Below are 25,804 nucleotides of genomic sequence, written 5' to 3' on the forward strand. Positions count from 1 at the left end.
CCCCCTATGGATAATTTTCGAATTTTATCCTAGGAGGTGTTTGTTGTTTTACTGCCCGCCAAACGGGCACTTCAATTTAATAAGGATAAAGATTGATGGCTCTTTCGACAGTTATTCAAGACAACTGCTATTTGAGACACTCTTTAGGCCGATTGCTGGAAATTCCATACACCATCCGGACTATCACCCCAGCCCCAGTCCCTTTCGACGATCACTGATAATCTCTTCCAGGATATCCGCCGCTTTAACGAAATCACCTTCAATGATTAACTGCCCACCAGTCAATTCCTTCAGATCGCTCGTCAACACTTGCGTAGCCAGTGTACTGCCCGTGACAAAAGGCGGCGTGGCTACGTGGAGCGGGAGACCCAGCGCAAGTCCAAAAGCGCCGTCAGCCAAGGCCTGCTCTTCCAGCCACTGCGGTGCCGAGAGAACCAGCGGCAATTGGGGAATATCGATCTGCAGATATGCGGCCAATTCGGCGGCGATCATCTCTAAGCGGCCGATCGACAAGCAAGGGCCGAAGTTCAGCACCGGCGGGATGCCGAGGCTTTCACAAACAGAGCGCAAGTTTTCCCCAGCCAAAGCGGCGGCCGAAGGCGACATCAAACCGACGTTCTCTAAGCCGCCACTGGAACAACCGGCCGATAGCACCAGGATGTCGCGCTTGATCAGTTCTTTGGTCAGTTCGACCGTATAGACATCGTGGCCCATCGTGGTCAGGTTCGAACAGCCCACAACAGCGGCAATACCTTTGATTTTCCCCGATGCGATCAGGTCGATCAGCGGTTTCCATGAGTAGCCCAAAAACTTTTTCAAGGATTTTTCGCTCAAACCGGTTAGTACATCATCGTGGCCATGATCGCGGGGGATGTGGATCTTCACGGTGCTTCGTCGGCTGGTGTAGCTGTTGAGCGCCTCGTCGACGATCCGATCAGCCAATTCCCCGGCGTCTTTCATCGAAAAGGGTGTATAGTGCGCATTGGCTTTTTTGGCGACGCTGTCGAGACAGAATTGAGGAACTTGATACTTTTCGGCCAGCGGTTCGAGGCCGGGCATGGAACAATTAAACTCTGTCAGGATGATGTCAATGGCACCGGTGGTGATCAACGCCTCACTGGTGAAGTTATTGCCAGTGTGGCCGGCAAAGACGTTAGCGCAATGTTCGCCCCGCAACTGCATATCTTGTCCGACACAGGTGGAACCGATGAGCTTGAAGCCTTGGGCACCGACCGCTTGGGCTTTAGCGATGACATCAGGGGCGGCAAGCTTTTCTTGTAATAAGGCGAACATGGAATGCTGGTGACCGGTGGCCATGATGTTTATGTACGCTTCATCGACCACCTTAAAGCCCACCGCAGCCTGCCGGATCACCGGTTCGCCCAGCATGATATCGTTAAGCAGATTGGTCATCGTCAAACCAAAGAGGCCCGTCGAGATCCCCAGGTTTAACGCATTGAGCAGCATGTCCACCGGGTCGCTGCTTAAGTTCGTCGATGTTTTAACAATGGCATCGAACACTTCCGCTTTCGCTCCGCCCGGGAGGATGCCTAACTCTTTCCACCGCTCATACCGCGGTGCATAGGCTAGCTTTTCGACGAGTTCCATTTTTTCATCTTTCGATTTATAGAGATCGGCAAGAATTTTTTGCGCTACCTGTACGGCTTTTTCATGGTGATCGGCCGTTTCAATGCCGAACGACGCGGCCAGTTCATGCAGGGTTTCAGCGCCTTTGATGTCGCCGCGGATCTCGCCAAGATGTTTCAGGTTTTTCGCCGTGTTTTCCGCCACATGCAGATAACAGGCCGATCCTGCAGCTACGGCGCGCAGAAAATTCCGTGTCACGATTGTGTCGGCTGTTGCTCCACAGATGCCGCGCGGTGCCGAAGGCGTGATCTTACAGGGTCCGTTGGAACATAATTTGCAACAGATCCCTTGTTGCCCGAATTGACACTTGTTCTTTTGGCCCCGCACCCGATGAAAAGACGTTTCATCGCCTTTTTCTTTCATAAATTTAAGCAGCTTTTTATCGGCGGATGTACACATTCCCATTACATACATGCTCCTTTTGATATCAATCTATACCTTTTAAGTGTAGTTTAGGGGCGTAAAAAGATAATCAACAAAACTATGATTCGTATTTGATCAAATCAGCAAATGTTACCCGTGCTAAGTCTCTTAAAAAGCGCTCTTGAATTTGCGAAAGTGCCAAATGTACTTGGCATTCTGTTTTATCTGTAACAAGGTTGCAGAACTGAATATTACCCAGGCAGGGATTTACATAGATGGGGCCTTCGATCGCCTCAATTACATCTTTGAGACTGATCTCGCCAGGAAGTCGATTCAGCGCAAAGCCGCCGTGGCTTCCCCGGTAGGACTTGAGCAGGTCGGCATGATGAAGCTTTCTGAGCAGCTTCAACAAAAAACGGAGCGGAATGGCCTGGGTTTCGGCGATTCGCTGAGCTTCAATAATATCACCATATTCTGCCTTAGATAGGTAGGCGATCACTCGCAGCGCATAATCGGACTCCTGTGTTATCTTCATCCTAGTAACCTCACCAAACTATACCTTAATGGTGCACTTTGTAGTATATCCATTATGCTGACGTTGTCAAGGCAGAATATCTTTTGATGGCGGCATGTTTGGTAATTATGTATGTCTGGCTATAGGAAAATTAACTATCCTTTAACACCCTGCTAACGAAAAACATGGTTTCGATTTCCTATAATTTAGTATGTCGCCGGCTTGTCCATAAGAAGTCCCTGTGACAATCTAGATTTCAGGAGGAATTAGCCATGTTCCAAAGAGCGAAGCGGTCCATTGCGTTATTGACAGCAACTGCTACCCTCTTGTCCGTCGGCTTGCCTGTTGAGCAGGCTAGTGCAAGCGCTGCTTACGAGCCTAACAAAGCAAAAAATGTCATTATGCTTGTCCCTGATGGCATGAGTGCCTCGGCAACCACACTGGCCCGTTATATGCTTGCGGACAATGAAAAAGGCACTGAAAAACTGACCATTGACAAATATTTTACGGGTTTCGCCAAAACAAGATGGGACGGCGGCCCGATCACCGATTCCGCACCGGCCGGGACAGCGTACGCTACCGGTCATAAGTCCCTGGCCGGCGCCTTAGGCATTGATGCCAATAAAATTCCCCGCGCTTCTTTGCTGGAAGCCGCTCAACTGCAAGACAAAGCGGTCGGCCTTGTCGCTACATCAGAATTTATGCATGCCACACCGGCAGCCTACGCGGCCCATGAAGAAAAGCGCTCCAACTACGCGACCGTTGCCGAACAAATGCTCCATCAAGACATCGATGTCCTATTAGGTTCCGGATCCGCCAAAGTCTCGGCTGCTGATTTCGATATCCTAGGTACGGCTGAAGCAAAAGGATACAAAGTCGTCAAAACCAAAGCAGAAATGGAAAGCGCATCGGCCACCAAACTCTGGGGCGACTTCACCAACACTTTTGGCGAGAAAACCAATCTTTCCTACGACATCGACCGCATCCCAGCGGAGGAGCCATCGTTAGCCGAAATGACGTCCAAAGCAATCGAACTGCTCAGCCGGGATGAAGATGGCTTCTTTCTGATGGTCGAAGGCAGCAAGATCGACTGGGCCGCCCATGCCAATGATACAGTCGGGATCATTTCCGATACGCTGGCTTTCAATCAAGCTTTTGAAGCGGCCCTGGAATTTGCGCAAAGAGACGGCAATACCGTGGTCATTGCCGCCACCGATCACGGCAACAGCGGTATTTCCATCGGAAACTACGACTTAACGGGCTATGACTCAGCACCGTTTAGCATTTTAGAACCCTTAAAAGGCGCCACCAAGACGGCCGAAGGTGCCATGGCGTTGCTCAACAGCAGCAAAACTAATACCAACGAAGTACTGCAAGCCTATGGCATCCAACCCACTGGCTATACACCGGCAGATGTGAATTCCAAAGACCGGACGGCGAAGAACAACGCGAAAGTAAATGCGTTAATCGACGCCTTTAAGTCGTCGCCCAGCACGGCTAACTTAGTGAAAATCATGAACCAACTCGCTTTTATCGGCTACACGACCGGTGGTCATACCGGTGAAGATGTGCCGGTTTATGTGTTTGCCCCTGACCATGTCAGTAAAAAGCCGCTCAAAGGACTCCGTGACAATACCGAGGTGGCGCAATTTATCGCCCAAACCTCAGGACTCGATTTGGACGCTGCCACAACCCAGTTGTTCGTCGATGTTACCAACCACCCCAACTACCCCGGTGCTCAGATCGACAGCAGCGCCCGGACGTTGACGTTGACTGACAACGACATGACGTTAAAGATAAAAGCGAACCAAAGTGAAGCAATGATCAATGACGAACCGGTTTCACTGAATGGGCAAATTGCCGTCTTGGTGAATGATCGCTTCTATGTACCCCAATCGGCTCTTGATTTATTGAAATCGCAGCCGGATTAAACGCCAGCGGTAACCGATCAACAGACATGGCAGGAGGTATCATCATGAAATTCCCTTTCAAAAAATTCCCCTTTAAGAAAACAACAGCCCTCTCCGTAGCGGCGCTCTTGTCGGCACTTTCCATCGGCACCGGTGCGGTGCCCCCCGCGCAAGCAGCCCCAAAAACAGCCAAGAACGTGATCATGCTGATCCCCGACGGTATGAGCACATCAGCCACAACCCTGGCGAGATACATGTTACCGGACAACAGCAATGGCGATCAAAATTTGACTCTCGATGAGTATGCATCGGCCTTAGTGACAACGACTTGGGATGGTGGTCCGATCACGGACTCTGCCCCCGCCGGAACCGCCTATGCCACCGGTCGTAAATCGCTCAACGGTGCCTTAGGCATTGACGCCCAGAAGTCCCCACGGGCATCCATACTGGAAGCCGCGCAAATGCAAGGCAAAGCGGTCGGTCTCGTCGCCACATCGGAATTCATGCATGCTACACCGGCTGCTTTTTCGGCCCACGAAGAAAAGCGAGGGAACTACGCGACTATCGCCGAACAAATGCTCAACCAAAACATTGATGTTCTCCTTGGTTCCGGCGCTGCCAAAGTTCCCGCAGAAACGCTGGATATATTGGCTACCGCCAAAGCTAAAGGATACACCATCGTCAAAACCAAAGATGACATGGACGAGTCCCCATCGACCAAAGTCTGGGGTAATTTTAACAATGCCAATGGCAATGACAACAACCTCTCCTACCACCTCGATCGCATCCAATCGGAAGAGCCGTCATTAGCTGAAATGACGACCAAAGCGATCGAGGTGCTTAGCCGCGACAAGGACGGATTTTTTCTGATGGTCGAAGGCAGCAAGATCGACTGGGCCGCCCATGCCAATGATACGGTAGGTGTGATTTCCGACACCCTAGCTTTTGACGAAGCTTTCAAAGCGGCAGTGGAGTTTGCCAAACAAGATGGACAAACCATCGTGGTAGCGGTCACCGACCATGGCAACAGTGGCATCTCCATTGGCAACTACGACTTAACGGGCTACGACTCAGCACCGTTTAGTATTCTGGAACCCTTAAAAGATGCAACCAAGACGGCCGAAGGTGCCATGGCGCTGCTCAACAAGGACAAAACGAACACCGCCGAAGTACTGCAAGCGTACGGCATCAATCCAACCGGCTATTCACCGGCCGATGCTACTTCTAAGGACCGGGCCACGAAGAACAACGCTACGGTTAACGCGTTAATCGATGCCTTTAAATCGTCACCCAGCACGGCCAACTTGGTGAAAATCATGAACCAGCGTGCCTTTATCGGCTACACCACCGGCGGCCATACCGGCGAAGATGTCCCGCTTTATGTGTTCGCACCGGAAGGCATCACGACGCCAGAAGGGATGATCGAAAACACCGATGTGGCGCAGTACGTCGCTCAAGCGATGGGGCTTGATTTGGAGCGAACAACAGCGCAGCTTTTCGTCGATGTCACCGAGCATGCCGGCGCATCGATCACCGGCGACACCCAGAATGGTTACACATTGACCCTAATAGAAAACGACAAAACCTTAGTGATCAAAGCGAATCAAAGTGTAGCGACGATCAACGGGGTACCGCGAGACCTCAACGGCGAAGTCGCCCTGTACATCAACGGCCGCTTTTATCTGCCCCAGTCCGCTTTGGAATCGCTACAGATGAACATCACCAAGATCGGTACATACACAGCGACCGGTGCTCCCAATCCCAACGGCGGTGTCACTGAAATCGTCAAGTACAATCCGGAAAATCAAAAATTTTACGTTGTGAACGGCGCTACCCGTAAGTTGGATGTAGCTTCCTTAGCGGCCCTACAAGCCAATGCCACGGCGCCCACCGTTTTAACGGCCGAGCAAAGCATCGACATCGGCAGTCTATTGCCGCCGGATTTTGCCTACGGCGACTTGACCAGTGTCGACGTGAATACCAAGCACGACCTTATCGCCGTTGCGATTCAAGAAGCCGATCCGTTGAAAAACGGCAAGGTCGCCCTCCTGGATTATAACGGCAACGTAGTGAAATTCGTCGATGCCGGTGTTCAACCGGACATGGTCACGTTCACACCGGACGATAACTACCTGCTCGTCGCTAACGAAGGGGAACCCCGCAATGGTTATACCGCCGAAGACCCCAAAGGTTCCGTAACGATCATTGACGTAAGGGCCGGTATCGAAAAGGCAACCGGCACCAATGTCTACTTTGATGCCTTCGACAGCACCCGCGACGATCTGATCGCTAACAAGGTGATCCTCAAGAAAGACGCCAAGCCTTCCGTCGATTTAGAGCCCGAGTATATTGCGGTAGCCGGAGACAGCCAAACAGCCTATGTAACGCTGCAAGAAGCCAACGCCATCGCTACCCTCGATCTCAAGAATAAGCAGTTTCTTTCGGTCAAAGGACTCGGAGTAAAAGATCACTCGCAAATTGGTAACGAATTAGACCTGATCAACGACGGCGCCATCAACATCAGCACGCAAGACAAACTCTATGGGCTCTACATGCCCGACGGCATCAGTGCCGTTGAACTCGGCGGCAAAACCTATTTGGTCACAGCCAACGAAGGCGACAGCCGGGAATGGTCCGAATTTGACAATTCTACAAAAGTTAAAATCGGCGGTGTCAAAGTCACAGTTCTCGATCCGGCCAAGCATGACGGCCTGGACCCAGCTAAAAACTACCTCTTCGGCGGTCGCTCTTTCTCCGTTTGGGATGCGGAAACGATGAACCAAGTCTTTGACAGTGGCAGCGCGTTTGAGAAGATCGTCGCCCAACGATATCCCGATTATTTCAACTGCTCGAACAACAATACAACCAAAGATGACCGAAGCGGCAAAAAAGGACCGGAACCGGAAGATGTCAAAGTCGGCCAAGTTGGTGATAAGACATTCGCTTTTATCGGCTTGGAGAGAATCGGCGGTGTCATGGTCTATGACATTACCGACCTTAGCAACGTAAAATATGTAGATTATATCAACACCCGTGACTTCTCCAAGGACATCGGTGGTGATGTATCACCGGAAGGACTTTGTTTCATTCCGGCTGCAAACAGCCCTACCGATTACCCCGTACTTTTAGCCGCCCATGAAGTGAGCGGCACGGTGGCAGCCTATCAATTCATTAGCCCCGATGCCAAGGCCAAACCCGAGAGCCCCGGTGGCTCCAGTCGTGCCCGCACGACAGAAGCGAGCGGCAACGGTGTAACCACAATTGCCGCGAATGTAAACAGCAACGGCAACGCTGTGGCTCAGGTATCTTCGGAGCAGATAAGTAAGCTCGTCAGTGGCCTGCAAAGCTCGGAAGGAGAAAAAATTGCCCAAATTAACATTGCCCTGCCGACAGCAGCCGACAGCATAAGTCTTGCGTTGCCCAAGGATATCTTCAGCAAACTAACTGACGGCAGCGTCAATCACGTAGCTATCAACTTTGGTTTAGGAACGCTGGACTTCGATCGAACCGCTTTGGAAGCAATGGCGGCTACAGGAAGTGACATTACCATCAACTTGGCCAAGGCGGACACCGGTGCGCTGTCCAAGCCGGCGCAAGCGTTAGTCGGTGTACGTCCGGTGCTCGAGATCACCGTCCATTCCTCAACAGGCAACCTGGCCAACTTTGGCAAGGGCACGCTTACCGCTCGCATACCCTATACGCCTGCAACGGGCGAAGATCAAAATGCCATTGTTGTTTGTTATCTGGGACCATCCGGCAATCCCCAAATCGTGCCGATGGCCCATTACGATCAGGAAAGCGGCAACGCTACCTTTGTGACGAATCACCTGAGCTTATATGCCGTAGGCTACAACAAAGTGAACTTCAATGATACAACCGGCCATTGGGCGAACGATGACATTGCCTTCTTAGCAGCACGTCAAGTTCTAACTGGTCTGGAAGATGGACAATTCTCGCCGGACAGCGGTGTTACGAGAGCTCAATTTGCCGCCATGCTGGCACGGTTGGCTGCCGTTGATGTTGCCAATTACAAGAAGACACCGTTTGCGGATGTGCAGGTGGACGACTGGTTTATGCCTTACGTTACCTGGGCTGTGCAGAACGGCATTGCTCAAGGGGTAGGGGATAACAAGTTCGAGCCTCATGCGCTGATCACACGGGAGCAGCTCAGCGTGATGATCCATAAATTCGCCCAGTTCGCTAAGCAAGGGCTACCGGCTACGGCTCCAGCTAAAACCTTCAGTGACGGCAGCAAAATCAGCCCCTGGGCAACGGAGGCAGTGACTGCCCTGCAAGAAGCGGAGATCATCGCAGGCAAGCCGGGCAATGTCTTTGAACCGCAAAGCGGTGCATCGCGAGCCGAAGCGGCCAAAATGCTCAAGCAACTTGTTCTCATTGTCAACGACAAATCTATGTAGTAACGATTTTAAATCCCGTCGCCGTCCATGCCTTGCCAAACGGGTACACGCATCTTTTCGGTACGTTCCAACTGTACCACCTGCCCGTTTTGCAAGGCCAACGTTACTTGTCCATAATGGACATCTTGAATGGCCCGCACCACACGCTGATAAAGATACCGTGATAATTCCGTTTGATCGGTGCGATCCGTCCCAACAGGCATTTTCGTCTCACTGGTACGGGTTGTCGAATGGGTGAGACGAATTTTCTCCGTAATATTCATTTGAATTACAAGCCGATCTTGAACGATTAAAGTCAGTGTGCCATGCTGAACCCGTTGAATCTTGGCAAATACTCGTTTCCAAGTCTCTTGATTTAATAACTCGTGGCACCGTTGCGATTCTGTCATTATTTATCATCCCCCTCACAAATCCCTACAATCAATATCGGTATTGTATACGATTGATTGAACCGTTGGCAAGAAAAAAATTACTGCTTATCCAGTAGCCATGGACGTGCTTGCCGGTCTGTAATCCTGCATGGCAGAAGTAATCTATTGACGAACGGCCAAATCCAATTTATACTCTACTAAACCAATAAGCATATAATTAAAAAAATAAATGCTTGGAAAAGAACAAATGAACTGACCAGAAAACTGGAGGTTTGTGAAGCAGCGTATACACTGTTTCCAACCCCCCAGTTTTTTTGTTTTTGAAAGGAAGAGTGAAGATGTCCTATAAAGTGGCTGTAACGTCCTCCGACGGTCTTACGATTGATCAGCATTTTGGTCATGCAAAAAGTTTTCATATTCTCGAGGTAGATGAAGCAAGCGGGGCCTGGGAGAATATCGGGCTGCGGGTGTTGCCAGAAGAACCCCTGTCGCACGCATGCGGATCAGGATGCCGGAGTGAAGTTCAGGGCGGTCAGCAGGGTGGCTCCCAGAACGGGCACTCGGGCGGTTGTCTGGGCGGACACCAGAGCGGATCCCCGAGCGGATGCCAGGCAGAAAAAACGCATGGCCATGGTGATCCCCATCTGTATGCGGTAGCTTCGTTACTTGGTGATTGCATCTATCTGCTGACGCAAAAAATCGGGCAAAGACCCTATGGGTTTTTGCAGCAACAGGGGATTAACGCGCTTGAATCGCCGCGTCATTTACCTACCGTTATCAATAAATTACACCAGTATCATCTAAAAAACCGGATGCCCTCTTGACAGGAGCACCAGTGGCAAACTAAAATCATATATGTAAATTGAAAAAGTCGGATTTAAGCGTCAGGCTGACCGGATTCATCGGAGGCTGAGCGGAGAAGCATTCTGAATAGAAGCTTTTCCCCTCGGCCTCTTTTTTCTTTAAAAATCAACAGGAGCGTGAGCGTATGAGTGTTGCAACGTTGGAGCAAAGGGCAGTTTCTCCGGCAGCAGAAGAAGCCGGACGGATTGTGGTCAAGGATGTGAACCGGATCTTCCGTCAGGAAGCGGGCCCCGATGTGATTGCCCTCGATCAGGTCAACCTGGAAATTGAACCTGGCAAATTCTATTCTTTGCTGGGGCCCAGCGGATGCGGCAAATCGACGTTGCTGCGCAACATTGCCGGATTGGATCATGTAACGTCCGGCGAGATCACCTTGGACGGTGAAGTTATCGATGGACCGCATTTTTTGCGCGGCCTGGTGTTTCAACAGCCCACGTTGTTTCCCTGGAAGACCATTGAACAGAACGTCGCCACTGGCCTGGAGGCGCGCGGGATACTGAAAGAAAAAGGTCATGAAGTACAGGAATACATTCGACTGGTCGGCCTGGAAGGCTTTGAAAAGGTCTATCCCCATCAAGTATCCGGCGGGATGGCCCAGCGGGCTTCCCTAGCCCGAGCTCTGGTGAATCACCCCAAGGTATTGCTGATGGATGAACCCCTGGGTGCATTAGATGCCTTTACACGCATGCAGATGCAGGAAGAGATTTTACGTATCTGGCAAGACCGGGGAACGACGATCGTTTTCGTCACCCACGATATTGATGAAGCCGTGTATCTAAGCGATAAAATCGTGATCATGACGCCGCGTCCCGGCAAAATCCAAGAGGTCATTGATGTGCCTATCGGCAGGCCCCGCAACCGCAACCATCCCGATTTCTGGAGAATACGCTCCCATATTCTGAAAATCTTTGGTTTTTCGCCGGAGCATGCAGAAAGTTATCAAATTTAATATCGCAGGGTTGAAAAGGGAGGATGACCACGATGGCCTTATCACAACCGGCACCGACCGGAATTTCGGAAGTACAGAAAAAACCCTTTCCCATCAAAAATATCGTAACTTCACTGTTACCGTTACTGTTACTTGCGCTGTTCTGGGCAGAACATACGCTGCTGCCCGATGGGCAGATGTTTACGAAACGAAGATACCTGGCGGAATCGTTTCCCTTTCTGATGGGACTTTATCTGGTAACCTTTGGTGCAAGTTTCTACCGGAAAGATTTTCATGAAAAGCTCACCTATCAAGCACCGTTGATTGCCGGTGTCATTGGCTTCCTGATGCTTTGGGATGTAGTGACGCTGAAACTGGGCTTACTGCCGTTGCCCCAATTTCCCTCGCCAGGGGCTGTGATCGCGGCGTTGATCGCCGATGCGGAAGTTCTCTTTGTCAGCATATACCATTCGTTGGGACTGCTGTTTGGCGGGTACTTGCTCGGTTTGCTTTTTGGAATTCCGACGGGCATTCTCATGGGTTGGTTTTCTTCGGTGAATTACTGGTTGTCGCCGATTCTTCGTTTTATCGGCCCGATTCCCGCTACGGCCTGGATTCCGATTGCCATGGTCGTTTTTCCGAGCAGTTTTCAGGCCAGTATTTTTTTGGTGGCCCTGGCCGCTTGGTTTCCGATTACGATTATGACCTGGTCAGGGATTTCCAATGTGAGCAACTCTTATTATGAAGTGGCTCGTACCTTGGGCGCCAGTACGCGCTATTTGATCTTGAAGGTAGCCTTACCGGCTTCGTTGCCGTCCGTTTTTGTCGGGACGTTTATGGGACTCGGTTCGTCCTTTGCCACGTTGGTTGTGGCGGAACTGCTCGGGGTAAAAGCCGGTATGGGCTGGTATGTTTCCTGGGCGCAAGGCTGGGCAGAGTACGCTAAGGTTTGGGCGGCTTTGTTCGTCATGGCGATTATCTTCTCTGGTACCACTTCCTTGCTCTTTAAGGTAAGGGATCGTGTTTTGGTCTGGCAAAAAGGTCTGGTCAAATGGTAGAAAAGACGCTGCTGGCGGTACAATCACGATGGCGGCGGCACAACCACGATGGCGGTGGCACAAACATGCTGGCAGCGGACACACGCAATGGAAGCAGCACAAACACTATGAAAAAAGAAAGGAGTGGAGAAGATGCGAGAACGATGGGAAAAACTCGGGGCCGCTTGTCTGGCCAGTATCTTTTTGGCGGTCGTCCTGACGGGTTGCGGCGGTGGCGATTCGAAGCCGGCAACGAATCCGGGCGAATTGAAAAAAGTAAAGATCGGCTACAGCGGCGGTACTTGTGAAGCGCCCGTATTTACGGCTTTGGAAAAGGGGTTCCTTAAAGAAGAGGGATTGGATGCGGAGTTGGTCAAAGGCGATTTTGACAACAACAAAAACAGTTTGGCCACCGGCAAACTGGACGCCGTGAACGGCTTAGTAATGAGTTGGATTAAACCGCTCGAGCAAGGGCTGGATGCCAAGTTTACCACCGGGATTCATACCGGTTGTAACTATGTCCTGGTTCCGGCCAATTCAACAATCAAAACGGCCCAGGATTTTAAAGGCAAACGGGTGGGTGTGGACGCCATGGGCGGAAGCCCCATGATGGTACTGGCCCGTGAACTTGTCAATAACGGTGTTGACTACAAAAACGATGTGCAGTGGCGGGTCTTCCCGAAAACCGAACTGGAAGCGGCCTACGACAAAGGCGAAATTGACGCCATTGCCGTAGGTGAACCTTTTGGCACCATGTGGAGGAAAAAGACCGATAAATTTACGGTTCTTATCGACACGGCTAAAACACCGCCATACAAAGACGAATACTGCTGCTTGCTTTTGGTGAGCGGCAAACTGATCAAACAAGATGAGCCTACGGCAGCGGCGATCACCCGCGCGGTCATGAAGGGTGCGCTGTATGTCAAGGATCATCCTCAAGAAATCGGCCAATTGCTCGTTGAGAAGAAATACGTTGGCGGTACGGCGGAATTGAACGGCGAAATCTTAAGCCAGTTCAACTATGTGCCATCCGTTGACGGTGGTGAAAAAGCGGTGCAGTCCACAGCCGTGGAAGCCCGGAAAGTGCAGTTCCTCGATCCGGCGACAGATCCTGATGTGTTGGCCAAACAGATTTTCGTACGGTTAAAAGGCGTACAGTAACGCGAAGCCAGATGGCGTTGTGAATTCCTTGCGTATCAGGAAATCACTCCGTAAGTCAGTCGTAATAACGAGATGAACAACCGACGAGAGCAAGGATGGTACATATCGCGGGATCGCCTGGGGACATCTCGACTGCTACGGCATCCAGCGTTGATGCAGGAAGTGAAAACAAATGATTATCGAAGCGCTAGAGATCACCAAAAAATACGGTCGCGATACGATTCTTTCAGCGGTATCGTTGGGAATTGAAGCAGGACAGTCGATCGCCGTTCTGGGTCCATCGGGGAGCGGTAAGACGACCTTGCTGTCTTTGCTGGGTTTATTGTTGGAACCAAGTGGCGGTGAAATCCGGTTGTATGATCGCACGACACAAGGACTGTCCGATGGGGAGCTATCGAACCTTCGCAATCAACATTTCGGGTTTGTTTTTCAAAGTTCCCAGTTAATCGGATCGCTGACGGTGGGCGAGAATGTGTTGGTGCCGGCCCGCTTAGCCGGGAAGGCACAAGAAAAACAAAAACGGTCCATCGAGATTTTAGAGCAGCTTGGCTTGGCAAGCCGCATCCATCATCTTCCCCATCAACTTAGTTTTGGTCAAAAACGGCGTGTTGCCTTGGCCAGAGCCCTCATCTTGGAGCCACCCTTGATTTTTGCCGATGAACCGACGAACGACTTAGACGCGGCCATGGCCCACCAAGTTACGGAGCGGCTGCTGGCGTTACAACATCAAGGGGTGGCATTGATGGTCGCTACCCACGATCGGCAGCTTGCGGAAAAACTGGATCGACGTTTTTTGATTGAACAAGGAAAATTGACCCCTATATCGGTACAGCGAAAAGAGGAAGCGATTGGGGGTCCGCTCACATGATGTACATCGTATGGCAGAGCTTGTATCGACGTCCGGTTCAAACGATAGCCACCCTACTGGGAACCGCTGTCGGAGTGGCGATCTTCATGACAGTGTTCCTGTTATACCAAGGGCTGGAAGAAGGGATGCGCGTCGGCTCCGGTCGTGTCGGTGCGGATTTGATGGTGCTACCGGCCAATGTCGAGATTGATCCCAAGCAAGCGTTATTTACCGGAGCCCCGTTAAATGTGTATATGCCCAAAAAATTGGCTGACGAAGTCCAAAAAATTCCCGGTGTGCGCAAGGTAGAAGGTCGTTTTTTTACGCAAACGTTGAATGAATCGTGCTGTTCTTTTGAAGAAGAAGTGCGTTTAATTGGGATTGAACCGAAAATCGATGGAATCACCGCTGCCTTAGTACCGGAATTGCGCGGCAAAGAACTGATGCCCGATCAGATCCTTGTAGGTGCCCAAGTGATCGGTGGCAATAAAGGCAGCCGGATTTCGTTGCTCCAAGAAATATTCCAGATTGCCGATGTATTGGCACCGACCGGTACCGGACTGGATCAATCAATTTTGATGCCGATGGATGTGGCCAAGCAACTGGCTCGCGGTAATAAAGAAATGCAGCCTTATTGGCAGAAGATGGGCGATCCGGAGAATTTGTTGTCGGAGTTGCTTGTGGAAGTCGATGATCCCCGCCAGGTCAAAGTGGTCGCCGAAGCGATCCGGAATACCGGTTCCCTGCGTGTGGTTCAGACGAATGAAGTCTTTTTGAATGTGAAAAAACAGATGCAGTTGATCTTTATTCTCTTGACCGGTGCCGGGGTTATGGCATTAGTGGCCAGTATCATTCAATTGATTGCCCGCTTTGCCAGTGTTACCTGGGAACGAAAAGGAGAATGGGGTCTCTACCGGGCGTTGGGGGCTTCCCGGCGATACCTGCAAGGCCTGGTCTTGCTGGAGTCGTTAACCCTTTCGGTAGGCGGTGCCGTTATCGGCATCGGCCTTGGCGCACTTATCTATGGTCAAGCGTTATCGCTCATTCAATCGTACCAAGCGCTTCCCTTTTTAACGCCATCGCTAACGGTCATCCTTGTTGGTGCTTTGGTTGCGCTGGCCGCTTTTGCTGCGGTCGGTGTGCTGGCCGCCGGAGTGGCCGCCAGTGGAGTGGGCCGCATTGAGCCGTCGCTGGCTATGGCCAAAAGCGATATTGATTAATGACAGGAAAGAAGGATGAGAGATGACGCAAGCTGTGCAGGGCTTTGATACCTTGAAGGTCCGGGCAGGATACAATTCGCACGACCATAATTATGCTGTTGCCGTGCCCATTTATCAGACCGCCTCGTACGATCTGGGCAGTGCGGAACGAGCGGAACGCCTGTTGGGTTTGGAAGAAGCGGGAGCGATCTATACGCGAATCGGTAACCCCACGGTGTCTGTCTTGGAACAGCGAATCGCCAGTTTGGACAAGGGGACCGGGGCCATTGCGCTTGCGTCCGGCATGGCAGCGATTTCCTACACCATGTTTAACTTGACCGCCAATGGAGGACGCATCCTCACGACGCCGAGAATTTACGGCGGTGCTTTTGACAGTTTCAAAAGGCTCTTTCCCAGCCTGGGCGTGGAATTTGATTTTGTCGAAAACTCCGATGATCCGGAAGCCTTTTTGCAAGCCCTCCGGCCTGATACCAAAGGGATCTTTATTGAATCGATCAGTAATCCGAAGGCGGCGATTGTCGATATCGAAAAGATTGCCAAGATTGCTCATGACCATGATATTCCCTTGATTGTTGACAATACGTTCGGGACACCGTACTTGCTCAACGCTTTTGATCACGGTGCGGATATTATCATCTATTCTGCTACCAAGCTGCTTGGCGGACATGGAACAACGCTTGGCGGATTGATCGTAGAAAACGGCAAATTTAATTGGGCCAACGGTAAATTCTCGCAATTTGAGGCGACCCAGTATATTCTGCGAAACCAAAAAACCGGACAACCGCGCAATATCCTGGACGTTTTTCCGCAAATCCCATTTACCAGTCGGATTCGCTTTAACTATCTGAACTATTTGGGGGCCGCCTTAAGTCCCTTTGATGCCTTTTTGCTCTTACAAGGCATTGAGACACTGTCGGAACGGATTACCAAGAAAATTGCCACAACCAAGAAAATCGTCGAATATCTCGAGAATCATGAAAAGGTCAGTTGGGTCAGTCATCCGGAGGCCAAAGACAGCCCTTATCAAGACTTGGCAGCCAAATACTTTCCCAAAGGAACCGGTTCGATCTTTAGCTTTGGATTTAAGGGCAGTCAAGAAGAAATCCGCAAGTTTATCAATGCCGTTACCATTTTTAGTTATCATGCCAACGTGGGCGATGCTCGATCGCTGATCATCAATTCACCGAAAAATACTCATGGTGAATTGACACCGCAGGAGCAACTTTTCGCCGAAATTACGCCCGATCTGATCCGGCTTTCGATTGGGCTGGAAGATGCCAATGATCTGATCGCTGATCTGGATCAAGCCTTTAAGAAAGCATTCAACAATTAGGAGGGCACTGTGGGTAAAATCAATATTCAAGCGCCGGAAGCGACGATCCGGGAAATCCGTATTGGTTCCATTACGGGATTTGAAGGTACGGCCGCACAATTGATCCAGTGCGGCCGGGAAGGGAAATTGCACGAAAGCACCCGTTCGTTCAGCCAGTGCATGGGTTGCAGCTCCGGCAACGCCTTTTGCCAGCTTTCCATGATTCAAGATGCCGCCATGGTCAACCATGCACCGGTCGGCTGTGCCGGTGACTTTTTTTCCTTTAACTTTGTCTATCGTGTTGGCCAGATGGAGCGCAATCTTCCACCGGTGATCGGCCGATACTTCAATACGAATATCGAAGAAAATGACACCATTTTCGGGGCTACGCAGAAACTGGAAGATACCATTCGCCAAGCCTATGACCGCGTTAAGCCCAACGCAATTTTTGTGACCACCTCATGCGCATCGGGCATTATCGGCGATGACGTGGAGGGTGTTACCGATAAGATGTCCATCGAACTGGGCATCCCGGTGGTGGCTTGTTTTTGTGAAGGCTTCAAATCCAAAGTATGGACGACCGGATTTGACTCGGCCTATCATTCGATCATTCGTAAGATTGTCAAACCGCCGCAGCAAAAGACGAATAAAATCAACATTATCAACTTCTGGGGCAGCGACATCTTCACCGAATTACTTGGCAAATTGGGCTATGAGCCGGAGTATATTGTGCCTTTTTCAACGATCAAGCAGTTGGAACGCATTTCGGAAGCGGCAGCGACCATTCAGATCTGTTCGACGCTGGGCAGCTATTTAGGTGCCGCTTTGGAGCAAGTCTATGGTGTTCCGGAGATCAAAGCGCCCTTGGCCTATGGCATCGCTGGTACCGATGCGTGGCTGCGGGAACTGGGTAAGGTGCTGGGGAAAGAAGCCGAAGTGGAAGCCATCATTGGCGACGAAAAGGCCAGGATATTGCCCAAGCTGGAGGAATATCGCCAGCAATTAAAGGGCAAGACCTGCTATGTCACAGCCGGACCGGCCCATGGGCATGCGCTGCTTGCCTTGCTGCGGGAACTGGGGATGGAAGTGCAGGGGGCAGCCATTTTTCACCATGATCCGCTCTATGACAACGGTGATCAGCGTAGCGATATGTTGGAGCATACGGTAAAAACCTATGGTGATATCCCCAACTACAACGTTTGTAACAAACAGTCCTATGAATTGGTGAACATACTTCATCGTGTCCGTCCGGACTTAATGATTGCCCGTCACGGCGGCATGACGCTCTGGGGTGCCAAACTCGGGATACCAACCTTGCTCATCGGTGATGAACATTTGGGATTTGGGTATCAAGGATTGCTGAATTATGCCGAACGGATCATTGAAACGCTCGATAACAAAGAATTTGTTACCAATCTTGCCAAACACAGCACCATGCCCTATACCAAGTGGTGGCTGGAGCAAAATCCATATACCTTTTTAGGGGGATCGGTCCATGTCGAAAATTATTGAGCAGCCCAGGTTCTCCTGCGCCTTGGGAGCCCAGCAATCGGTTGTTGCGATCCCCAGAGCCGTACCGATTGTTCATGCCGGGCCGGGATGCAGCGGTAAAATCTGCGCACTGATCGGCCAGGGGGAAGGGTATGCCGGCGGCAGCACCATTCCGTGCACCAATGCCAGTGGATCCGAGATTGTTTTTGGGGGAGAAGAACGGCTGCGCGGTGTGATCGACGGCGCCTTTAAGGTGATCGACGCGGACCTCTATGTTGTTCTTACCGGTTGCACCTCTGATATCGTGGGCGATGATACGGGACGGGTCACCCGGGATTTTCAAGATGACGATAAACCGATTGTCTATGCCGAAACAGGGGGCTTCAAAAGCAACAATTACGTCAGCCATGATGTGGTTGTGCAAGCGATTATCGAGCAATATGTAGATAAATTCAAAGATGAAAAAGCAACCCTAACGCCGGGGCTGGTCAACGTGTTTGCCACGATTCCTTATCAGGATCCTTATTGGAACGGCAATCTTGCCGAGTTGAAACGGATCTTGGAGGGAATCGGGTTACAAGTTAACATTCTTTTTGGAACGGAATCAGCCGGTATCGGCGAATGGCTAACCATCCCGCAGGCGCAGTTCAATATTCTGGTATCGGCTTGGCCCGGTCTGGAGATTGTCAAGCGGTTGGAAGCGAAATATGGGACACCTTATTATCATTTTCCCTATCTGCCCATCGGTGGGAATGAGACTTCAAAATTTTTACGGGGTGTATCCGAATTTGGAGGCCTTGATCCGGTAAAAACGGAAGCCTTTATCCGCAAGGAGGAAGAGAAGTTTTATTCCCATATTGAGCGTACGGCGGACTTTATGTTGGAGTTTCGCTACGGGTTGCCGCGCCGTTTTTATACGATTTTGGATGCGACCTATGCCGTTGGCTTTGCCAAGTACCTCGTAAATGAACTAGGGATTTTGCCGGCGAAACAATATATTATCGATGATACGCCCGCGATCTATCAAGAAGCCATTCGTGATCACTTTCGCCATGTTTCGGAACTGCGCTCAGCAGAGGTCGTCTTTTCAGTCGATGGTGGCGAGATTCAGGCGGAAATCCGAGGGGAAGAACATAAACATCGTTCCCTGATCCTGGGCAGCGGCTGGGAGCGCGATCTGGCACGGGAGATTCACGCAGACTTATTGCCGATCAGCGTCCCGATCACCTACCGGCTGGTTTTAAACTGCGGCTATGCGGGATATCACGGTGGGTTACGGGCCATCGAAGATATCTATGACCGCGTTCTGGATACCTATAGATGAGTAGTCCGATAAAATAAATATGATAATTCATATTGACTGCGAAGTATCGCTGTAGTATGATGCATACAAACCCCATTAATTAAAAAATTTGGCCCACTGGAAAAACTGGAGGCCGGGAAATGCATGCTTGTTGCGTGGATTTCCCGGCCTTTTGTGTTCTCTACAGCTTTGGAGAAAAAGGGCATTTTGACTGGGGGTGGCCCGGACGTAAGGTTACGGGCCAGCAAATAAGAACGAGGAAGGGATCATCAATATGGCTAAAAAGATTAAACAAATCGCTATCTATGGAAAGGGCGGCATCGGTAAGTCGACCACAACGTCTAATATCAGCGCGGCGCTGGTTGACGCCGGATTTAAGGTGATGCAAGTTGGCTGCGACCCGAAAAGCGATTCCACCAACACGTTGCGTGGCGGTAAATATATTCCGACTATTCTCGATACCTTGCGGGAAAAGAACAATGTAAAACTCAATGAAGTCGTCTTTGAAGGCTTTTCCGGTATCTATTGCGTCGAAGCCGGTGGCCCGGCGCCTGGCGTAGGTTGCGCCGGACGGGGGATTATCACCGCGGTACAACTGCTGAAACAGCAACGCGCTTTCGAAGAACTGGATCTGGACTATGTGATCTATGATGTCTTGGGTGACGTCGTTTGCGGTGGTTTTGCCGTACCGGTTCGGGAAGGAATTGCCGAGCACGTCTTTACCGTATCCTCAGCGGACTTCATGGCCGTATACGCTGCCAACAACCTCTTTAAGGGGATTCAAAAATACTCCAAGTCGGGCGGTGCTTTACTTGGCGGTGTGATTGCCAACTCGATCAATGCTCCCTACGCCAAGGCGATCATCGATGATTTCGTCAAGCAGACCCAAACCCAGGTCGTCGAATATGTGCCCCGGTCGGTCACCGTTACCCAAGCGGAACTGCAAGGGAAAACGACGATCGAAGCATTTCCCGAGTCCGAGCAAGCCAGTGTGTATCGCCGTTTGGCTGAAAAAATTGCCAACCATACCGAATCCAAAACACCGGCTCCCTTGGAGATTCAAGATCTGCGGGAGTGGGCTGCCAAGTGGGCTGACGAGCTGTTGGCCATGGAGACCGGCGAAGTTCGCAGTCAGGCGGCAGCGATTTAATGCATTCGTGCGATTGAATAGGGTCACAAAGTAGCGAGAGCAACGTTGAACATATTCCGTCCCCAAAAGAAATTAGGAGGGTACAAACAATGGGTAAAATTGTCGACAGTTTAACCGATTTGATTGGAAAAACGCCACTGGTACGGCTCCACCGCGTTACGAAGGATGCTGCAGCCGAGGTGGTCGTCAAGCTGGAGTATTTTAATCCCGGTGGAAGTGTGAAAGACCGCATTGGCTATGCCATGATCAAAGTGGCGGAAGAAAAAGGCTTGATCAACAAAGATACGGTGATCATTGAGCCGACCAGCGGCAATACCGGTATCGCATTAGCCCTTGTGGCGGCCGCCCGGGGATACCGGTTGATTCTGACCATGCCGGAAACGATGAGCCTGGAACGCCGGACCTTGTTGCAGGCCTATGGAGCAGAACTGGTCCTTACGCCCGGTTCCGAAGGGATGAAAGGTGCCATCCGTCGGGCTGAGGAGCTGGCGGCGGAGATTCCCAATTCCTTTATACCTCAGCAATTTAATAACCCGGCCAACCCGGAAATTCACCGGGCCACGACGGCGGAAGAGATCTGGAATGACACGGACGGCAAGGTGGACATCGTCGTTGGCGGTGTGGGGACCGGCGGAACGATTACCGGTGTAGGAGAAGTGCTGAAACAACAGAATCCCAACATTAAAATCGTTGCGGTTGAACCCTATGATTCACCGGTGCTGTCGGGCGGGAAACCGGGTGCCCATAAAATCCAGGGGATCGGCGCCGGCTTTGTACCTAAAGTATTGAACGTAGCCATCGTGGATGAAATCTTCAAAGTGAAAAATGAAGAGGCCTTCGAAACCAGTCGTCAACTTGCCCGTCAAGAAGGAGTTTTAGTGGGGATATCATCCGGTGCAGCAGCGTTTGCGGCCCTACAAATCGCCAAACGCCCGGAAAACGCCGGTAAGCGGATCGTGGTCATATTGCCGGATACGGGAGAGCGGTACTTAAGTGCCGGCCTGTATAACGATTAAGATTCTTTTTAACATCGCCGGGTGAACCGATCGCAGGGGCCAAGGTCTTTATCCCGCTCGGGGAAAGGATTGGCCCCTGCGTATTTACCTGTTTTTGCATAAAGGGGGGCATTGTCATGGCCGGTTGTTCCGGTGGTATTCATCCAGACCTGTTAGAAAAAACAAAAAAACATCCCTGCTATTCTGCGGAAGCCCATAAGCAATATGCACGGATTCATTTACCGGTGGCACCGAAGTGCAATATTCAATGTAACTATTGCAATCGAAAATTTGATTGTGTCAACGAAAGTCGCCCTGGTGTAACCAGTGAAGTGTTAACGCCGGAACTGGCCAAAGAAAAATTCCAATGGGTGAAAAGTGTCATTGAAGACCTGACTGTCGTCGGTATTGCCGGACCGGGCGATGCCTTGGCCGATTGGGTCCACACGAAAGCAACGATCGAACAGATCAAAGCCGGCAATCCCGATATTATCTTTTGCTTATCGACCAATGGCCTGCTCTTGCCGGAGTATGCACCGGAAATCGTCGAACTGGGTATTGATCATGTCACCGTGACCATCAATGCACTTGATCCGGTCATTGGGGCACAAATCTATAAACATGTCCTTTATCAAGGCACCCATTATGAAGGGGTGGCTGCGGCCGAACTGCTTTGGAAAAACCAAGAGGCCGGTGTTCGTTATCTAACAGAACGGGGCGTACTGGTGAAAGTCAACATCGTGATGATCAAAGGGATCAACGATGGCCATATTCCTGATGTGGTTAAGAAGGTCAAAGAACTCGGTGTTTTTGTGACCAATATTATGCCGTTAATTCCTGCGCCGGGAAGTGCTTTTGCGCATTTTCCCCAAACCAGCATGCAAGAAGTTAATCAGTTGCGGAATGCTTGTCAGCTTGACATCCAGCAAATGCGGCATTGCCAGCAATGCCGAGCCGATGCTATCGGGCGGATCCACGAAGATCGTTCGCAAGAATTTCGTATGTGCCATCGCCCGGCAGCCAGCGCCATACCGCAAGCACCGGCCCAGAAACAGTATCGCATCGCCGTGACTTCCAAACATGGCAAGTTGGTTGATCAACATTTTGGTCATGCTACGGCATTTCTCATTTACCAGGGTAACGGTCAGGAATTCCAAGAAGCGGGAACCCGTAACGTCGATCAATTCTGCACCGGTATGGAAGAGTGTGACTCCGATCAGGACAAACGGGAGCGAATCATCGATGCATTGCAAGACTGTGATGCCGTGCTGACCATGCGCATCGGCTATCATGCCAAAGAGCGGTTGCGTCAAAAGGGTATTGAGCCCATTGAGTACTGCGACACCGTCGAGGATGGCCTGCGTTATGTGGTGACGAAGCTGAGCGAGAGTGGTGCGCAAGCCGGGTAAGGGCGATGAACAAGCGATTGGCGATATCTATAATAAGCGGCGAAGTAGAATACGTAGAACTGAAGAACCGAAGAACCGAAAAAACCAAGAACCGAAGTCAGAGAGGATGAGTTTTTATGTCGAAAGTGCTTCTCCTTAGCGGTAGCCCCAAACCGGAAGGCAACACCGTCCAGATCCTTGAAGAATGTGCCCGTGCCATTGAAGCCCACGGAGTAGACACGGAGATTGTCACCTTGGCGGGAAAGAAAATCGAAAGTTGCATCGCTTGTGGCAAATGCAGTGAAATTTCCCGTTGTGTTCTCGATGACGGTTTAAACGACATCATCGACAAAATTCGTACTGCCGAAGGCTTTATCGCCGGTGCTCCGGTATATTTCGGCACCGCCCGTGGCGATGTGATGTCGGCGTTACAACGGATTGGCGTGGTATCGCGCGCGACCGGTCAGTTTCTTTCCTGGAAAGTCGGCGGTCCCATTGCGGTGGCCCGTCGTGGCGCTCATACGGCCACATTGCAAGAAATGCTCATGTTTTATCTGATTAACGACATGATCGTTCCCGGATCAACCTACTGGAACATGGTCTTTGGCCGCATACCCGGTGAGGCCCTTCAAGATGCTGAAGGTGTTAAGCATATTCAGCGTTTTGGCGAAAACGTTGCCAAACTTATTTTACGCATTCAGGAATGATCCGATCGTAATGCGTACGCTGGCGGTCATGTATGATATGACTGGTTGCAACCAAAAAGCAAGAGGCCGATTCCATTGGAACCAGGCCTCTTGCTTTTTATGATGCGCTCGATGCTTCTGTGGAAGAATTATCGGGCGTCAACGCTTGATGGCTTTATCACAGACATAAATCCCCTGGTCGTTGACATGTTTGGTGGGGCAGTAGGTAAAGAGCGTTTCGTTATGTACCTGGGAGATGCCGACATTCCCATTGTGCTCAGCCACTAAGATGGTTTTCTTATCAGCATTTCGAAAAGCACCGGCTCGGACTTCTTGAAGTTTAAGATAGGTTGTACATTGACCGACTTCTTGAATCCAGGAATAACAAACCTCATCAATCTGCACATGACCGTTTACAAGCAACTGTACATTCATCTTGAGCACCCTCCGTTTCTTTTTGTCCCGATTGCTAAAAGGCCAGCAAAAAAAAACAGAGGCCTGGTATAAACCAAGCCTCCGTTTTTCTGGTCAGCCTTCTAATTTGTAGTTACCACTAATCCAATTATACAGGTAGGATTAATTTGTTTTTCTAATTATAATCCCCTGAGCAACGACTGTCAACCTACTAAAATCAACGGTTTTTATTACTTGACAAGCAACGTTAGGCATGATTTAATGAATTCAACTGAAATGGAAAAATGCTGATCAGGTACACTGAAGGCAAGGCATGTTATTGCAAAATAACAGGCCTTGCCTTTTTTGTTTTAAACCTTGATGAATATCTGCACAAGTTCATTGAGGAAGCGCAGACGATCGTGATGAATCAGAAAGGGGATCAACGATGGCGACTTTTATCGAGCGACCGCGCAATTCTTGTGCGCTTGGTGGGGCCTTAACGACACTGAATGCATTGCAAGGGGTAATCCCCATCATTCATGCTTCCAATGGCTGTGGCGGTAATATCTGCGGCACCATCATGGCCGGAAGCGGCTACCAAGGTGGCGGCTATATCGGCGCTTTGTCCGTACCGAGTTCCAATGTTTCTGAAAAAGAAATCCTTTTTGGTGGGGAAGAGCGCCTGGAAGAACAGGTGGCCGCCACGTTGGAACTGGTGGACGGACAAGTGTACGTCATTGTGACCGGTTGCATGACCGAGATCATCGGTGATGACGCCAAGGCGGTGGCCCGGCGTTTTCAGCAACAGGGCAAGCCGGTCTTTGCTGCCGAGACAGCAGGATTCAAAGGCAATGCCTATCATGGCTACGATCTGCTCCTGGAGGCGCTGATCCGTGAAGGCGTCGTTGGTCCCAAGGGAGTAGAGAAGGAGCCCCACCAGGTAAACCTCTGGGGCATTGTGCCAGGTCACGATCCCTTCTGGCGGGGCGATTTGCTGGAAATTAAGCGCTTGTTGGGACTGCTTGGCTTGCAAGTGAGTACGTTCATCGCACCCGATGAAACGGCCGATAACTTGCGCCAGGCCTCCAAGGCGGCCGGGAACATTATTGTTTCGCAATCCTACGGGGTGGCAGCGGCAAAGGTTTTTGAAGAAGAATACGGCACGCCCTTTTTGGCCGTCGATTTACCGGTTGGCCCTACGGCGACTGCTGATTTTCTGCGGCAGGTCGGCCGGTTCTTGGGACTGGAAACGACTAAGGTGGAAGAGGTCATCCGGCGGGAAGATGGGCAGTACTACTGGTTTATTGAGCGTCTTGCCGATTTTTATACCGATTTGGATATGCAACATTATGCCGTTGTGGTCAGCAATGCCAATTACAGCGCCCCGATCGCCCGTTTTCTGGCCGATGATTTGGGCTGGCTGCCGGAAGTCGTGGTGGTGACGGAACCGCTTGCGGAAGAGCAAAAAGCTCATATTCAAGAAGCATTGGCCGGCCTGGCGGAGTTAAAGGACGGGCAAGTGCCCAAAGTGCTATTTGAGACGGATCCCTATGAAATCCACAACGCAGTCGTTGCGCATTGGCCGAAAAACAACGGTGAAAAATACGCCCACAAATTAAGTCCTGCCTTTGTGATTGGCAGTTCCTTCGAAAAAGATTTGGCAGCCGCGATCGGCGCTCGGCACCTGACCGTTTCATTTCCGATTCTTGATCGGGTGCTCCTCGACCGGGGGTATAGCGGATACAACGGAGCATTGCATTTGGTGGAAGATTTACTGGCCGTTGTGGTAGGAGGGAGATAGAT

Annotated in this window: 20 protein-coding genes; 16 read left to right on the top strand and 4 right to left on the bottom strand. The window is 50.8% G+C overall.

Annotation, left to right across the window (positions count from 1 at the left end; all coding sequences use genetic code 11):
* Positions 1 to 183 precede the first annotated feature (183 nt).
* Positions 184 to 2,052, bottom strand: coding sequence for an anaerobic carbon-monoxide dehydrogenase catalytic subunit (gene cooS, locus EDD73_RS05370; protein WP_131918743.1), 1,869 nt, complete (start codon positions 2,050 to 2,052; stop codon positions 184 to 186).
* Between the two features lie 76 nt (positions 2,053 to 2,128).
* Positions 2,129 to 2,545 carry an RrF2 family transcriptional regulator gene (locus EDD73_RS05375; RefSeq protein WP_131918744.1) on the bottom strand — a complete coding sequence of 139 codons (417 nt, stop codon included), beginning with the start codon at positions 2,543 to 2,545 and terminating at the stop codon, positions 2,129 to 2,131.
* Positions 2,546 to 2,796: 251 nt separating this feature from the next.
* On the opposite strand from EDD73_RS05375, the gene EDD73_RS05380 reads away from it, so the two are divergent.
* Together EDD73_RS05380 and EDD73_RS05385 are read left to right on the top strand one after the other, a co-directional pair.
* A complete protein-coding gene (locus EDD73_RS05380) occupies positions 2,797 to 4,455 on the top strand; it encodes an alkaline phosphatase (RefSeq protein ID WP_131918745.1) in 1,659 nt (552 codons plus the stop codon).
* Between the two features lie 44 nt (positions 4,456 to 4,499).
* Positions 4,500 to 8,852, top strand: coding sequence for a choice-of-anchor I family protein (locus EDD73_RS05385; RefSeq protein WP_165876342.1), 4,353 nt, complete (start codon positions 4,500 to 4,502; stop codon positions 8,850 to 8,852).
* 8 nt (positions 8,853 to 8,860) lie between these two features.
* On the opposite strand, the gene EDD73_RS15075 is transcribed toward EDD73_RS05385, so the two are convergent.
* Positions 8,861 to 9,241, bottom strand: coding sequence for a YezD family protein (locus EDD73_RS15075; protein WP_207668820.1), 381 nt, complete (start codon positions 9,239 to 9,241; stop codon positions 8,861 to 8,863).
* Positions 9,242 to 9,561: 320 nt separating this feature from the next.
* Here EDD73_RS15075 and EDD73_RS05400 point away from each other — a divergent pair, with 320 nt between their 5' ends.
* The 13 genes from EDD73_RS05400 to EDD73_RS05460 all read left to right on the top strand — a co-directional run bounded on the left by EDD73_RS05400 (position 9,562) and on the right by EDD73_RS05460 (position 23,626).
* Positions 9,562 to 10,047, top strand: a complete 486-nt coding sequence (locus EDD73_RS05400) for a NifB/NifX family molybdenum-iron cluster-binding protein (protein ID WP_131918747.1) — start codon at positions 9,562 to 9,564, stop codon at positions 10,045 to 10,047.
* A 164-nt stretch (positions 10,048 to 10,211) separates the two neighbouring features.
* Positions 10,212 to 11,036: an ABC transporter ATP-binding protein gene (locus tag EDD73_RS05405; RefSeq protein ID WP_131918748.1), complete on the top strand. Its 825-nt coding sequence runs from the start codon at positions 10,212 to 10,214 to the stop codon at positions 11,034 to 11,036.
* A gap of 32 nt (positions 11,037 to 11,068) precedes the next feature.
* The gene (locus tag EDD73_RS05410) at positions 11,069 to 12,073 is read left to right on the top strand and encodes an ABC transporter permease (protein WP_207668821.1); all 1,005 of its coding nucleotides are present in this window, start codon (positions 11,069 to 11,071) and stop codon (positions 12,071 to 12,073) included.
* Positions 12,074 to 12,205: 132 nt separating this feature from the next.
* Positions 12,206 to 13,213 (top strand): ABC transporter substrate-binding protein, encoded by a 1,008-nt coding sequence (locus tag EDD73_RS05415; RefSeq protein ID WP_131918750.1) that lies wholly within the window; start codon positions 12,206 to 12,208, stop codon positions 13,211 to 13,213.
* A gap of 172 nt (positions 13,214 to 13,385) precedes the next feature.
* Entirely contained in the window at positions 13,386 to 14,081 is a 696-nt protein-coding gene (locus EDD73_RS05420) for an ABC transporter ATP-binding protein (RefSeq protein WP_131918751.1), read from the top strand.
* The gene (locus EDD73_RS05425) at positions 14,078 to 15,280 is read left to right on the top strand and encodes an ABC transporter permease (RefSeq protein WP_131918752.1); all 1,203 of its coding nucleotides are present in this window, start codon (positions 14,078 to 14,080) and stop codon (positions 15,278 to 15,280) included. Before EDD73_RS05420 ends, EDD73_RS05425 begins: the two co-directional genes overlap by 4 nt.
* Positions 15,281 to 15,302: 22 nt before the next feature.
* A complete protein-coding gene (locus EDD73_RS05430) occupies positions 15,303 to 16,613 on the top strand; it encodes an O-acetylhomoserine aminocarboxypropyltransferase/cysteine synthase family protein (RefSeq protein ID WP_131918753.1) in 1,311 nt (436 codons plus the stop codon).
* Positions 16,614 to 16,622: 9 nt separating this feature from the next.
* Complete coding sequence (locus EDD73_RS05435) at positions 16,623 to 18,104, top strand: nitrogenase component 1 (RefSeq protein ID WP_131918754.1); 1,482 nt, start codon at positions 16,623 to 16,625, stop codon at positions 18,102 to 18,104.
* Positions 18,088 to 19,407, top strand: a complete 1,320-nt coding sequence (locus EDD73_RS05440) for a nitrogenase component 1 (protein WP_131918755.1) — start codon at positions 18,088 to 18,090, stop codon at positions 19,405 to 19,407. Before EDD73_RS05435 ends, EDD73_RS05440 begins: the two co-directional genes overlap by 17 nt.
* Before the next feature lie 253 nt (positions 19,408 to 19,660).
* A complete protein-coding gene (nifH, locus tag EDD73_RS05445; RefSeq protein WP_131918756.1) occupies positions 19,661 to 20,536 on the top strand; it encodes a nitrogenase iron protein in 876 nt (291 codons plus the stop codon).
* 89 nt (positions 20,537 to 20,625) lie between these two features.
* Positions 20,626 to 21,552 carry a cysteine synthase A gene (gene cysK / locus EDD73_RS05450; RefSeq protein ID WP_131918757.1) on the top strand — a complete coding sequence of 309 codons (927 nt, stop codon included), beginning with the start codon at positions 20,626 to 20,628 and terminating at the stop codon, positions 21,550 to 21,552.
* A 116-nt stretch (positions 21,553 to 21,668) separates the two neighbouring features.
* Entirely contained in the window at positions 21,669 to 22,940 is a 1,272-nt protein-coding gene (gene nifB, locus EDD73_RS05455; protein WP_131918758.1) for a nitrogenase cofactor biosynthesis protein NifB, read from the top strand.
* A gap of 116 nt (positions 22,941 to 23,056) precedes the next feature.
* On the top strand, positions 23,057 to 23,626 hold the full coding sequence (locus EDD73_RS05460; RefSeq protein ID WP_131918759.1) for a flavodoxin family protein: 570 nt from the start codon (positions 23,057 to 23,059) through the stop codon (positions 23,624 to 23,626).
* Positions 23,627 to 23,764: 138 nt separating this feature from the next.
* Here the strand turns inward: EDD73_RS05460 and EDD73_RS05465 are convergent, their stop codons facing one another.
* Positions 23,765 to 24,040, bottom strand: a complete 276-nt coding sequence (locus EDD73_RS05465) for a hypothetical protein (RefSeq protein ID WP_131918760.1) — start codon at positions 24,038 to 24,040, stop codon at positions 23,765 to 23,767.
* 406 nt (positions 24,041 to 24,446) lie between these two features.
* Here EDD73_RS05465 and EDD73_RS05470 point away from each other — a divergent pair, with 406 nt between their 5' ends.
* Positions 24,447 to 25,802: a nitrogenase component 1 gene (locus EDD73_RS05470; RefSeq protein WP_131918761.1), complete on the top strand. Its 1,356-nt coding sequence runs from the start codon at positions 24,447 to 24,449 to the stop codon at positions 25,800 to 25,802.
* Positions 25,803 to 25,804 lie beyond the last annotated feature (2 nt).

Origin of the sequence: Heliophilum fasciatum (genome assembly GCF_004341395.1) — a bacterium.
GTDB lineage: Bacteria > Bacillota > Desulfitobacteriia > Heliobacteriales > Heliobacteriaceae > Heliophilum > Heliophilum fasciatum.

Excerpts from the sequence above, each read along its gene's own strand:
- EDD73_RS05385 (WP_165876342.1), top strand. The coding sequence starts at position 4,500 with ATGAAATTCCCTTTCAAAAAATTCCCCTTTAAGAAAACAACAGCCCTC.
- EDD73_RS05380 (WP_131918745.1), top strand. The coding sequence starts at position 2,797 with ATGTTCCAAAGAGCGAAGCGGTCCATTGCGTTATTGACAGCAACTGCT.
- EDD73_RS05410 (WP_207668821.1), top strand. The coding sequence starts at position 11,069 with ATGGCCTTATCACAACCGGCACCGACCGGAATTTCGGAAGTACAGAAA.
- EDD73_RS05400 (WP_131918747.1), top strand. The coding sequence starts at position 9,562 with ATGTCCTATAAAGTGGCTGTAACGTCCTCCGACGGTCTTACGATTGAT.
- EDD73_RS05470 (WP_131918761.1), top strand. The coding sequence starts at position 24,447 with ATGGCGACTTTTATCGAGCGACCGCGCAATTCTTGTGCGCTTGGTGGG.
- EDD73_RS15075 (WP_207668820.1), bottom strand. The coding sequence starts at position 9,241 with ATGACAGAATCGCAACGGTGCCACGAGTTATTAAATCAAGAGACTTGG.
- nifH (WP_131918756.1), top strand. The coding sequence starts at position 19,661 with ATGGCTAAAAAGATTAAACAAATCGCTATCTATGGAAAGGGCGGCATC.
- nifB (WP_131918758.1), top strand. The coding sequence starts at position 21,669 with ATGGCCGGTTGTTCCGGTGGTATTCATCCAGACCTGTTAGAAAAAACA.
- EDD73_RS05415 (WP_131918750.1), top strand. The coding sequence starts at position 12,206 with ATGCGAGAACGATGGGAAAAACTCGGGGCCGCTTGTCTGGCCAGTATC.
- EDD73_RS05440 (WP_131918755.1), top strand. The coding sequence starts at position 18,088 with ATGTCGAAAATTATTGAGCAGCCCAGGTTCTCCTGCGCCTTGGGAGCC.
- cooS (WP_131918743.1), bottom strand. The coding sequence starts at position 2,052 with ATGGGAATGTGTACATCCGCCGATAAAAAGCTGCTTAAATTTATGAAA.
- EDD73_RS05405 (WP_131918748.1), top strand. The coding sequence starts at position 10,212 with ATGAGTGTTGCAACGTTGGAGCAAAGGGCAGTTTCTCCGGCAGCAGAA.
- EDD73_RS05420 (WP_131918751.1), top strand. The coding sequence starts at position 13,386 with ATGATTATCGAAGCGCTAGAGATCACCAAAAAATACGGTCGCGATACG.
- EDD73_RS05430 (WP_131918753.1), top strand. The coding sequence starts at position 15,303 with ATGACGCAAGCTGTGCAGGGCTTTGATACCTTGAAGGTCCGGGCAGGA.
- EDD73_RS05465 (WP_131918760.1), bottom strand. The coding sequence starts at position 24,040 with ATGAATGTACAGTTGCTTGTAAACGGTCATGTGCAGATTGATGAGGTT.
- cysK (WP_131918757.1), top strand. The coding sequence starts at position 20,626 with ATGGGTAAAATTGTCGACAGTTTAACCGATTTGATTGGAAAAACGCCA.
- EDD73_RS05375 (WP_131918744.1), bottom strand. The coding sequence starts at position 2,545 with ATGAAGATAACACAGGAGTCCGATTATGCGCTGCGAGTGATCGCCTAC.
- EDD73_RS05460 (WP_131918759.1), top strand. The coding sequence starts at position 23,057 with ATGTCGAAAGTGCTTCTCCTTAGCGGTAGCCCCAAACCGGAAGGCAAC.
- EDD73_RS05425 (WP_131918752.1), top strand. The coding sequence starts at position 14,078 with ATGATGTACATCGTATGGCAGAGCTTGTATCGACGTCCGGTTCAAACG.